A 12783-nucleotide genomic window follows, 5' to 3' on the forward strand; every position below is an offset into this window, starting at 1 on the left:
CCCGCGGCCACCAACTAACCCGATTCATCCGAAAGACTAACCAGCCCGGTCGGGTGACCACTTACTCGATAGTACCGGCGATTCCGGCACCATCGCTATTACCGCCTTTGCAGGCGACCTGAAACTACCTGGCTAATTACTTGCCAGCCTTGGCACGCTTCGCACCGTACTTCGAGCGAGCCTGCTTACGATCCTTGACGCCTTGGGTATCCAGCGAGCCGCGAACCATGTGGTAACGCACACCCGGCAAGTCCTTCACACGGCCGCCGCGAATCAGCACGACCGAGTGTTCCTGCAGGTTGTGGCCTTCACCACCGATGTACGAAATGACTTCGAAGCCGTTCGTCAGACGAACCTTGGCGACCTTACGGAGTGCCGAGTTCGGCTTCTTCGGAGTCGTGGTGTACACACGGGTGCACACGCCGCGACGCTGGGGACAGTCCTGCAAAGCCGGGCTCTTGCTCTTCGTCGTTTCCGACGTGCGGCCTTTGCGAACCAGTTGATTGATGGTTGGCATTGTTTATTCCTGAAATTGAACAAAATCGACGCATCGGTTTCCGGGCAAAGCGGAAACGCCTGCGCATCGAACTTCCGGCTGGCCCGCTCACGCACGAACTGAAGCTGCGCGCAGGCATCCCAAGAACCGGAACCTAACATAATATTCCGAAATTACTAAGGGAGTCAACCGGTTGCGACGTGTCGCACCCCTGTCAATCCGGCGAAACAACCAGACGAGGTCAGTCTGCCGCTACGACCTGCAGCAATTCGTAGCCGAAACGGTCCAGTTTGCGCGCACCCATCCCCGGAATACCGCGCAGATCGTCGATCGAATCGGGACCGAGACGGGCGATTTCCGCGAGCGTCGCGTCATGAAAAATCACGTAAGCCGGCACCCCGTCGCTCTTCGCGGTTTCGGTGCGCCACATGCGTAGACGCTCCCAACGCGCGCGCTCGCGAGGGCCCATGCCGATCGTCGGATCGGCGCGCTCACTCGTGCGCCCCGACGATTGACGCGTGCGTGTCGGCTTTACGTAGCGACGCATCGTCACCTTCTGCTCACCCTTGAGCACCGGTTTGCTCGCCTCGGTCAGCACGAGCGACCCGAACCCTTCGTGGTCGACTGTCAGATAGCCAAACGCGACGAGCTGGCGGAACACCGCGCGCCATTCCGGTTCGCCGAGCGCCGCGCCGATCCCGAACGTAGTTAGCTTCTCGTGGCCGCGCTGCAGGATCTTCTCGCTGCGGTTGCCACGCAAAATATCGATCAGATGCCCGGCGCCGAAATGGAAGCCGCTCGCCCGCTGCGCGCGAAACACGCACGACAGCGCCATCCGAGCCTCGCGCGTCGCATCCCAGGTCGGCGGCGGCTCGAGACAGTTATCGCAGTTGCCGCACGGCTGGCTGGTCTCGCCGAAGTAGGCGAGCAGGCGCACGCGCCGGCAGGTCGCCGTTTCGCACAAACCGAGCAGCGCGTCGAGCTTGCCAGTCTGCACGCGCTTGTGCGCGTCGTCGGCTTCAGATTCGTCGATCATCTTGCGCTGTTGCACGACGTCGCCGAGCCCGTAGGCCATCCACGCGTTCGACGGTAATCCGTCGCGGCCCGCGCGGCCGGTCTCCTGGTAGTAGCCTTCGACGCTCTTTGGCAAATCCAGATGCGCGACGAACCGCACGTCGGGTTTGTCGATGCCCATGCCGAACGCAATAGTCGCGCACATCACGATCCCTTCCTCGCGCTGGAACATCTCCTGATGTTTCTGGCGCACCTCGAACTCCATGCCGGCGTGGTACGGCAGCGCGCGCATACCCTTTTCCTTCAGCCACACCGCGGTTTCCTCAACCTTTCGGCGCGACAGGCAATAGACGACGCCCGCGTCGGTTGCGCCGTCCGGTTTCGTATGCTCGGCGCGAATGAAGTCGAGCAGCTGCGTGCGCGCATTGTCCTTTTCGGCGATGCGATAGCGGATGTTCGGCCGATCGAAACTCGACACGAACACGCGCGCATCCTCGAGCGCGAGACGATGAATGATTTCGTCGCGCGTGATTGCGTCGGCGGTCGCCGTCAGCGCGATGCGCGGCACATTCGGAAAGCGCTCGTGCAGCACCGACAGCTGGATATATTCGGGCCGGAAATCATGTCCCCATTGCGACACGCAGTGCGCTTCGTCGATCGCGAAAAGACCGATGCGCGTGCGCTCGAGCAGTTCCTGGAAGCGCGGCGTCATCAACCGCTCCGGCGCAACGTAGAGCAGATCGATGTCGCCGTCGCGCAGCGCCCGCTCGGTGGCCATCGCCTCCGCGCTCGACAGCGTCGAGTTCAGGTACGCGGCCCGCACGCCGACTTCGGTCAGCGCGGCCACCTGATCCTGCATCAGTGCGATCAGCGGCGACACCACGATACCGCTGCCGAAGCCGCGTTCGCGCCGCACCAGCGACGGAATCTGATAACACAGCGATTTGCCGCCGCCCGTCGGCATCAGCACGAGGCAATCGCCGCCGTCGGCGACGTGCTCGACAATTTCGCCCTGCCGTCCTCTAAACGCGGGATAACCAAAGACTTCGTTGAGGATTTCGAGCGGACGGGACATGTATTTGAGAGAGACGGCGAAGGGGAACGGCACGCAGGCGGTGACACGAATTTTACCAACGCATTCGTGCCGCGGCCGCGCTTTACGACGACGTTATCCATCCGGCTTAGGACTGCGTCGGCGCATGGCATCGATGCACGTGCAAAAAAGCGCAAAAAAAAGCCGCTCAGTCGAAACTGAGCGGCTTTCGTGGCTCGTCAGGCAAGGCGGCTTGCGCCGCCCGTGCTTACTCGCCTGAGTGCTGCTGTTCGGCAGCCGGGGTTTCCGGCGCACCGAATTCGAACGACTCTTCCGCTGCGATCTGATCGAAACGCTCGCGGTCCGCCAGTTCCTTGCTCTTGCGCGCCTTGTGGAATGCGAGACCCGTACCGGCCGGAATCAGACGGCCCACGATCACGTTTTCCTTCAGGCCACGCAGATCGTCGCGCTTGCCCATGATCGCCGCTTCGGTCAGCACGCGGGTCGTTTCCTGGAACGACGCCGCGGAGATGAACGAATCGGTCGACAGCGACGCCTTCGTGATACCGAGCAGCACGTTTTCGTACGTTGCAGGACGCTTGTCTTCCGCGATCATCCGGTCGTTTTCGTCGAGCATGTCCGACCGCTCGACCTGTTCGCCCGGGATGAAACGGGTATCGCCGTTGTCCGAAATCTGCACACGGCGCAGCATCTGACGCACGATCACTTCAATGTGCTTGTCGTTGATCTTCACGCCTTGCAGACGGTACACGTCCTGCACCTCGTCCACGATGTAACGCGACAGCGCCTCGACGCCCTGCAGACGCAGGATGTCGTGCGGATCCGCCGGTCCGTCGACGATCATTTCGCCCTTGTTGACGACCTGACCATCGTGCACCAGAACCTGCTTTTCCTTCGCGATCAGGAACTCGTGCTGGTTGCCCTCGAGGTCCGTGATAACGAGACGCTGCTTGCCCTTCGTGTCCTTACCAAACGACGTCGTACCCGTGACTTCCGCCAGGATACCCGCGTCCTTCGGCGAACGTGCTTCGAACAGTTCCGCCACACGCGGCAGACCACCGGTAATGTCACGCGTCTTCTGCGATTCGGTCGGGATTCGTGCGAGCACTTCACCGACCTGCACCTGCTGACCGTCCTTCACGGTGATCAGCGCGCCGACCTGGAAGCCGATCTGCACCGAGTGCTCGGTGTTCGGGATCTTCACTTCCTCGCCATTCGCATCGAGCAGCTTGACCTGCGGACGCACCGTCTTCGCCGCCTGCGAACCACGACGCTTCACGTCGATCACGACGAGCGTGGACAGACCCGTCACGTCATCGATCTGCTTCGCGACGGTCACGCCTTCCTCGACGTTTTCGAACTTCACCGTACCACCGTACTCGGTGATGATCGGACGCGTCATCGGATCCCACGTGGCCAGTTGCGTACCGGCCTTGATCTGCGCACCGTCGAGCTGCAGCAGCGTGGCGCCGTACGGCACCTTGTGGCGCTCGCGCTCGCGGCCGTGATCGTCGGTGATCATCGCTTCGCCCGAACGCGAGATGACGATCTGCTCGCCCTTCGCATTCGTGACGTAACGCATCGTCGACGTGAAACGCACCGTACCGTTCGACTTCGCTTCCACCGACGAAGCGACCGCCGCGCGCGACGCCGCGCCACCGATGTGGAACGTACGCATCGTGAGCTGCGTGCCCGGTTCACCGATCGACTGCGCCGCGATCACGCCGACCGCTTCGCCGACGTTCACCATCGAACCGCGACCGAGGTCGCGACCGTAGCAGGCTGCGCACAGGCCGTAGCGAGTTTCGCAGGTGAGCGGCGTGCGCACGCGCACTTCGTCGATGCCGAGGCGTTCGATTTCTTCGACCGCGTCTTCATCGAGCAGCGTGCCCGCTTCGAACAGCGTTTCCTGCGATTCCGGATTGACGATGTCAGCCACGGCCACACGACCCAGAATACGGTCACGTAGCGCTTCGACCACTTCACCGCCTTCCACGAGCGCCTTCATCGCCACGCCGTTCGACGTGCCGCAATCTTCCTCGACGACGACCAGATCCTGCGTCACGTCGACGAGACGACGCGTCAGGTAACCCGAGTTCGCGGTCTTCAGTGCCGTATCAGCCAGACCCTTCCGTGCGCCGTGGGTCGAGATGAAGTACTGCAACACGTTCAAACCTTCGCGGAAGTTCGCCGTAATCGGCGTCTCGATGATCGAGCCGTCCGGCTTCGCCATCAGGCCGCGCATACCCGCCAGCTGACGAATCTGAACCGCGGAACCACGAGCGCCCGAGTCCGCCATCATGTAGATGGAGTTGAACGACTCCTGACGCGTCTGGTTGCCATCGCGGTCCGTGACCGGTTCCGTCGACAGCTGCTCCATCATCGCCTTGCCGACTGCTTCCGACGTCGCCGACCAGATGTCGACCACGTTGTTGTAACGCTCCTGCGCGGTGACGAGACCCGACATGTACTGACGGTCGTATTCCTTCACCTTCTTCGCGGCATCGCCAACGATGGTTTCTTTCTGCGGCGGCACGAGCATGTCGTCGACGCAGATCGAAATACCAGCGCGCGTTGCGAGACGAAAGCCCGACTGCATCAGTTGGTCGGCGAAAATCACCGTCTCACGCAGACCGCACTTACGGAACGCAGTGTTGATCAGACGCGAGATTTCCTTCTTCTTCAGCGGCTTGTTCAGCACCGAGAACGGCAGACCCGGCGGCAGGATTTCCGACAGGATCGAGCGTCCAACCGTGGTCGCATACAGCGTGATCTTCGGCACGAACGCCGGCGCGCCTTCCGACTTGTCTTCGTTGTGGACCATTTCAGTGATCCGCACGTTGACGCGCGAGGCCAGCTCGACTTCCTTGTTCTCGTACGCTCGCAGCACTTCCGACACGCCCGTGAACGTCAGGCCTTCGCCCTTGCCGTTCACCGCTTCACGAGTCGCGTAGTACAAACCCAGCACGATATCCTGCGACGGCACGATCGACGGATCGCCGTTAGCCGGGAACAGCACGTTGTTCGACGCGAGCATCAGCGTGCGCGCTTCCATCTGTGCTTCGAGCGAAAGCGGCACGTGAACGGCCATCTGGTCACCGTCGAAGTCGGCGTTGAACGCCGCGCAAACGAGCGGATGCAGCTGGATTGCCTTACCTTCGATCAGCACCGGCTCGAAAGCCTGGATGCCGAGACGGTGCAGCGTCGGCGCACGGTTCAGCATGACCGGATGTTCGCGGATCACCTCTTCAAGGATGTCCCACACGACCGGCGTCTGGTTCTCGACCTCTTTCTTCGCAGCCTTGATGGTGGTAGCGACACCCATCACTTCGAGCTTGTTGAAGATGAACGGCTTGAACAGTTCGAGCGCCATCAGCTTCGGCAGACCGCACTGATGCAGCTTCAGCGTCGGGCCGACCACGATCACCGAACGGCCCGAGTAGTCGACACGCTTACCGAGCAGGTTCTGACGGAAGCGACCGCCCTTACCCTTGATCATGTCGGCGAGCGACTTCAGCGGACGCTTGTTCGCGCCGGTCATCGCCTTGCCGCGACGGCCGTTGTCGAGCAGCGAGTCGACGGCTTCCTGCAGCATCCGCTTTTCGTTGCGGACGATGATTTCAGGCGCCTTCAGCTCGAGCAGACGCTTCAACCGGTTGTTACGGTTGATCACTCGGCGATACAGGTCGTTCAGGTCCGACGTCGCGAAACGGCCGCCGTCGAGCGGAACGAGCGGACGCAGTTCCGGCGGCAGCACCGGCAGCACTTCGAGGACCATCCAGTCCGGCTTGATGCCCGAACGCTGGAACGCCTCGAGCACCTTCAGGCGCTTCGCGTATTTCTTGATCTTCGCTTCCGAGCCGGTGTTCTTGAGCTCCGTGCGCAGCAACTCGACCTGTTCGTCGATGTTGATAGCGCGCAGCAGTTCGCGAATACCTTCCGCGCCCATTTCGGCGCGGAATTCGTCGCCGTATTCCTCGACCTTGTTGTAGTAATCCTCCTCGGTCATGATCTGCCGCGCTTTGAGCGGCGTCATGCCCGGATCGATCACCACGTATGCTTCGAAGTACAGCACGCGCTCGATGTCGCGCAGCGTCATATCGAGCACCATGCCCAGACGCGACGGCAGCGACTTCAGGAACCAGATGTGCGCGACCGGCGAGGCCAGCTCAATGTGGCCCATCCGCTCACGACGCACCTTGGCGAGCGTCACTTCGACGCCGCACTTCTCGCAGATCACGCCGCGGTGCTTCAGGCGCTTGTATTTGCCGCAAAGGCATTCGTAGTCCTTGATCGGACCGAAAATCTTCGCGCAGAACAGACCATCGCGCTCCGGCTTGAACGTGCGGTAGTTGATGGTTTCCGGCTTCTTGACTTCACCGAACGACCACGAACGGATCTTGTCCGGCGAGGCCAGACCGATCTTAATCGCGTCGAAAACTTCAGGTTGTTGGACTTGCTTGAATAGATCGAGCAAAGCTTTCATCGCTTCTCTCCAGTAGTCCGATTAGTTCCGGTCCAGGTCGATGTCGATACCCAGCGACCGGATTTCCTTCACCAACACGTTGAACGACTCAGGCATGCCGGCATCGATCACGTGATCGCCCTTGACCAGGTTCTCGTAAACCTTGGTCCGGCCCGTCACGTCGTCCGACTTCACCGTCAGCATTTCCTGCAGCACGTACGATGCGCCGTACGCTTCGAGCGCCCACACTTCCATTTCACCGAAACGCTGGCCACCGAACTGCGCCTTACCGCCCAACGGCTGCTGCGTCACGAGCGAGTACGGACCCGTGGAACGCGCGTGCATCTTGTCGTCGACCAGGTGGTGCAACTTCAGGTAGTGCATGTAGCCGACCGTCACCGTACGTTCGAACATCTCGCCCGTACGGCCGTCGAACAGACGCACCTGGTTCTTGGACGGCGTCATGCCGAGGTTTTCAGCGATGTCGTCCGGGAAAGCCAGATCCAGCGCGCGCGACATTTCTTCCTCCGTCGCCCCATCGAACACGGGCGTTGCGAACGGCACGCCTTCGCGCAGGTTCTTCGCCAGCTCGATGATTTCATCGTCGCTAAAGCTGTCCAGCTCTTCGGCGCGGCCCGATTCGTTGTAGATCTTGATCAGGAATTCGCGCAGTTCAGCGATCTTCGCCTGACGCTGCAGCATTTCGCCGATACGCCAGCCGAGACCCTTCGCGGCCCAACCCAGATGCACTTCGAGAACCTGACCCACGTTCATCCGCGACGGCACGCCGAGCGGGTTCAGAACGACGTCAGCCGGACGGCCATCGGCCATGTACGGCATGTCTTCGATCGGCACGATTTTCGACACGACACCCTTGTTACCGTGACGGCCAGCCATCTTGTCGCCAGGCTGCAGACGGCGCTTCACCGCCAGATACACCTTGACCATCTTCAGCACGCCCGGCGGCAGTTCGTCGCCCTGCGTCAGCTTCTTGCGCTTCTCTTCGAAGGCGAGGTCGAACTGGTGACGCTTCTCTTCGATCGAGTTCTTGATCGCTTCGAGCTGGGCCGCTGCTTCTTCATCCGCGAGGCGGATGTCGAACCAGTGATAGTGGTCCAGATCTTCGAGGTAAGCGCGGTCGATCTTGGTGCCCTTCGCGAGCTTCTTCGGACCGCCGTTCACCACCTTGCCTTCGAGCATACGTGCGAGACGCTGGAACGCATCGCCTTCCACGATACGCAGCTGGTCGTTCAGGTCGAGACGATAGCGCTTCAGTTCATCATCGATGATCTGTTGCGCGCGCTTGTCGCGCTGGATGCCTTCACGCGTGAATACCTGCACGTCGATCACGGTACCGCTCATGCCCGACGGGACGCGCAGCGACGTGTCCTTTACGTCAGATGCCTTCTCCCCGAAGATCGCGCGCAGCAGCTTTTCTTCCGGCGTCAGCTGGGTTTCGCCCTTCGGCGTGACCTTGCCGACCAGCACGTCGCCCGCTTCGACTTCCGCGCCGATGTACACGATGCCCGACTCGTCGAGGCGGCCAAGCTGCACTTCCGCGAGATTCGAGATGTCGCGCGTAATTTCTTCCGGTCCGAGCTTCGTGTCGCGTGCAACGACGTTCAGCTCTTCGATGTGGATCGACGTGTAACGGTCGTCCGCAACGACCTTCTCGGAGATCAGGATCGAGTCTTCGAAGTTGTAGCCGTTCCACGGCATGAACGCGATCAGCATGTTCTGGCCGAGCGCGAGCTCGCCCAGATCGGTCGATGCCCCGTCAGCCAACACGTCGCCGCGCGCAACCTTGTCGCCCATCTTCACGATCGGACGCTGATTGATGTTGGTGTTCTGGTTCGAACGCGTGTACTTGATCAGGTTGTAAATGTCGACACCGACTTCACCCGCGACCGCTTCGTCGTCGTTCACGCGAATCACGATACGGCCCGCGTCGACATAATCGACCACACCGCCACGCAGTGCCTGAACCGTCGTGCCCGAGTCGACCGCGACGGTACGCTCGATGCCCGTACCGACGACCGGCTTTTCCGGACGCAGACACGGCACAGCCTGACGCTGCATGTTCGAGCCCATCAATGCGCGGTTCGCGTCGTCGTGCTCGAGGAACGGGATTAGCGAAGCTGCGACCGACACGATTTGCGACGGAGCCACGTCCATGTACTGGATGCGGTCCGGCGTGACCATCAGCGTTTCGCCCGCTTCACGCGACGACACGAGTTCGTCGGTCAGCGTGCCGGCGTCGCCCACCGCCGCGTTCGCCTGAGCGATCACGTAACGGCCTTCTTCGATCGCCGACAGGTAGTCGATCTGGTCGGTCACCTTGCCGTCCGCGACCTTGCGATACGGCGTTTCGAGGAAGCCGTATTCGTTCAGGTGCGCGTACAGAGCGAGCGAGTTGATCAGACCGATGTTCGGACCTTCCGGCGTTTCGATTGGGCACACGCGGCCATAATGGGTCGGATGCACGTCGCGGACTTCGAAGCCTGCGCGTTCGCGCGTCAGACCACCCGGGCCCAGCGCAGAAACACGACGCTTGTGCGTGATTTCCGACAGCGGGTTGGTCTGGTCCATGAACTGCGATAGCTGCGACGAACCGAAGAACTCGCGAATCGCCGACGAAATCGGCTTCGAGTTGATTAGGTCGTGCGGCATCAGGTTTTCGCTTTCGGCCTGGCCGAGGCGTTCCTTGACAGCACGTTCGACACGCACGAGGCCCGCGCGGAACTGGTTCTCCGCGAGTTCGCCGACGCAACGCACGCGACGGTTGCCGAGGTGGTCGATGTCGTCCACTTCGCCCTTGCCGTTGCGCAACTCGACCAAGATCTTGATCGTCGCGAGGATGTCGTCGTCCTGCAGCGTCATCGGGCCGACGATTTCGTCACGTCCGACGCGGCGGTTGAACTTCATACGACCCACCTTCGACAGATCGTACGCTTCTTCGCTGTAGAACAGACGGTTGAACAGTGCCTCGACCGCTTCTTCGGTCGGCGGCTCGCCCGGACGCATCATGCGGTAGATCGCGATGCGCGCGGCCATCCTGTCGGCCGTTTCGTCGATACGCAGCGTCGACGAGATGTACGGACCCTGGTCCAGATCGTTCGTGTAGAGCGTCTGAATGTCCTTGATCTTCGCTTCGCGCAGCTTCTCGAGCACGGATTCAGTGATTTCGTCGTTCGCGTTCGCGATGACTTCGCCCGTATCGCCGTCGATTACGTTCTTCGCGAGCACGCGGCCGAGCAGATAGTCTTCCGGCACCGAGATGAACTTGGTCTTCGCGTTATCGAGGTCGCGAATGTGCTTGGCATTGATCCGCTTGTCCTTCTGGACGATCACGTTGCCGTCGCGGTCCGTGATATCGAAGCGCGCGACTTCACCGCGCAGACGCTCCGGCACGAATTCCATCTGCGCGCCTTCCGGCATCAGCGTGAAATTGTCGAACACAAAGAAGTTTGCGAGGATCTGTTCCGGCGTCAGGCCGATTGCCTTCAACAGGATGGTGACCGGCATCTTACGGCGACGGTCGACGCGGAAGTACAGCACGTCCTTCGGGTCGAATTCGAAGTCGAGCCAGGAGCCGCGGTAAGGAATGATACGTGCCGAAAACAACAGCTTGCCCGAACTGTGCGTCTTGCCCTTGTCGTGTTCGAAGAACACGCCCGGCGAACGGTGCAGCTGCGAAACGATCACACGTTCCGTGCCGTTGATGACGAACGAACCGGTCGGCGTCATGAGCGGAATTTCGCCCATGTACACTTCCTGTTCCTTCACTTCCTTAACGACCGGCTTGCTCGGCGATTCCTTGTCGAGCAAGACCAGACGCACCTTGGCGCGCAGCGCCGAGCAGTACGTCAGACCGCGCTGCTGGCATTCCTTGATGTTGAATGCCGGCGGCGACAGCATGTAGCTGACGAACTCCAGACGCGCGAAGCCGTTGTGTGAAACGATCGGGAAAACGGAAGTAAACGCTGCCTGCAGGCCTTCCGGCTTGCGTTGCGTAGACGACGTATCTGCTTGCAGAAACGTGCTGAATGATTCAAGCTGGGTAGCCAGCAGGAAAGGTACTTGGTGAACGATGGGGCGCTTCGCAAAACTCTTGCGAATGCGCTTCTTCTCGGTGAAGGAATATTGCATACGATCTCCGAATCACGGCGGGCATAGTTGTCGAGGCAGGATACCTTGATGAGACAACCCGAGTGTTCACCGACTGAGACCCGATGGCCGTCCGATGGCTTGAACGAGCCTAGAAGCTTGGTGGTTGGCCGCTACCAACCGCTGGCTGACGGCAGCGGATGCCTGTGTTGCCCGCTACCCGACCAAACTTGCCTTCTGCAGTCGCTTCAGAAGACAAAAAGAAACGCCGGTCATTTTTACCGAATGCGTTTTTCTTTGGCTTCTCGGAATCACATTTCTGCAGGCATAGACCCGCAAAAACGCGTCCTCCACAAAGCACAAAAAGGCCGGCGGTGAAAAACCGCCAGCCTTCGCACAGCGCGTTGAAGCTTACTTGATCTCAACCTTCGCGCCGGCTTCTTCCAGCTTCTTCTTGGCTTCTTCAGCAGCAGCCTTGGGCACCGCTTCCTTAACGGGCTTCGGGGCGCCGTCGACCAGATCCTTCGCTTCCTTCAGGCCGAGACCCGTCAGTTCGCGAACGGCCTTAATGACCGAAACCTTGTTTGCACCGGTTTCAGCCAGGATGACCGTGAATTCGGTCTGCTCTTCAGCAGCAGCCGCGCCGCCGGCTGCGCCTGCCGGGCCAGCCACTGCAACAGCAGCTGCCGACACGCCAAACTTTTCTTCGAACGCCTTGACCAGCTCGTTCAGTTCCAGGACCGACATCGAGCCTACGGCTTCGAGGATGTCTTCTTTTGCGATTGCCATTTGAAATACTCCTAAATTGAATTCGGATACAGCCAGCGATCAATCACGCTCGACTGAAGTGCATTACGCAGCGGTTTCTTCGCCCTGTTTCTTTTCTGCCAGCGCGGCCAGAGCGCGCGCGAAGCCCGAAACAGGTGCCTGCATAACGTACAACAGCTTGGAGAGCAGTTCTTCGCGGCTCGGGATGTTTGCCAGCGCTTGCACGCCAGCCTTATCCATCACCTTGCCTTCGTAGGAACCGGCCTTGATGACCAACTTGTCATTGCCCTTGCTAAAATCATTGACGACCTTAGCAGCAGCAATTGCATCTTCCGAGATGCCGTAGATCAGGGGGCCAGTCATCTGCTCTGCCAACGGAGCAAACGGGGTACCCTCGACGGCGCGACGCGCCAGCGTGTTCTTCAACACGCGAAGGTAAACCTGTTGCTCACGCGCTTTCGCGCGCAGCTTGGTCAGATCGCCAACCGCGATTCCACGATACTCAGCCAGAACCACGGTCTGAGCTTTCGCGACTTGCGCGGCAACCTCAGCGACGACGGCCTGCTTGCTTTCTTTGTTGAGTGGCACGGTTAACCTCCAGATTCGATACACGCAGCGTGCGCCTTGTGTACCGCATTCAATAACGGCGTCCGACCAGTCAGGAGTATTTCGACCGCCCAAAATCCGTATTGCTACGGACATCCAACGGCTTCATCACTACAAAACCTTTTCGGGTTCGCCATCTGCGTTGGCTTTACATTAAGGACCCGCTTACCTGCTGCGTGCCCACCAACGGTCTTTGACAACCGGTCGCGCGATGCAGACTGCCACCTCGCAACCGCCCAAAGCCCTTAAAAGCCGCCCCGACTCGCACCGGGG

At 60.4% G+C, this 12783-nt stretch carries 6 protein-coding genes; all 6 read right to left on the bottom strand.

The genetic code is table 11. The annotated features are described in order from the left end of the window. Positions 1-136 precede the first annotated feature (136 nt). A complete protein-coding gene (gene rpsL, locus OKW43_RS12140; RefSeq protein WP_006053290.1) occupies positions 137-517 on the bottom strand; it encodes a 30S ribosomal protein S12 in 381 nt (126 codons plus the stop codon). Positions 518-737: 220 nt separating this feature from the next. After that, positions 738-2585, bottom strand: a complete 1848-nt coding sequence (recQ, locus tag OKW43_RS12145; protein ID WP_429447575.1) for a DNA helicase RecQ — start codon at positions 2583-2585, stop codon at positions 738-740. Positions 2586-2811: 226 nt separating this feature from the next. Next, entirely contained in the window at positions 2812-7050 is a 4239-nt protein-coding gene (gene rpoC / locus OKW43_RS12150) for a DNA-directed RNA polymerase subunit beta' (RefSeq protein WP_187636120.1), read from the bottom strand. Positions 7051-7071: 21 nt separating this feature from the next. Then, positions 7072-11178: a DNA-directed RNA polymerase subunit beta gene (gene rpoB / locus OKW43_RS12155; protein WP_187636121.1), complete on the bottom strand. Its 4107-nt coding sequence runs from the start codon at positions 11176-11178 to the stop codon at positions 7072-7074. A 369-nt stretch (positions 11179-11547) separates the two neighbouring features. Then, positions 11548-11925 carry a 50S ribosomal protein L7/L12 gene (gene rplL / locus OKW43_RS12160; protein ID WP_018420143.1) on the bottom strand — a complete coding sequence of 126 codons (378 nt, stop codon included), beginning with the start codon at positions 11923-11925 and terminating at the stop codon, positions 11548-11550. Positions 11926-11988: 63 nt separating this feature from the next. Then, positions 11989-12492 carry a 50S ribosomal protein L10 gene (gene rplJ / locus OKW43_RS12165; protein ID WP_042329779.1) on the bottom strand — a complete coding sequence of 168 codons (504 nt, stop codon included), beginning with the start codon at positions 12490-12492 and terminating at the stop codon, positions 11989-11991. Positions 12493-12783 lie beyond the last annotated feature (291 nt).

It is taken from the genome of Paraburkholderia sp. WC7.3g (assembly GCF_050436345.1).
GTDB lineage: Bacteria > Pseudomonadota > Gammaproteobacteria > Burkholderiales > Burkholderiaceae > Paraburkholderia > Paraburkholderia podalyriae.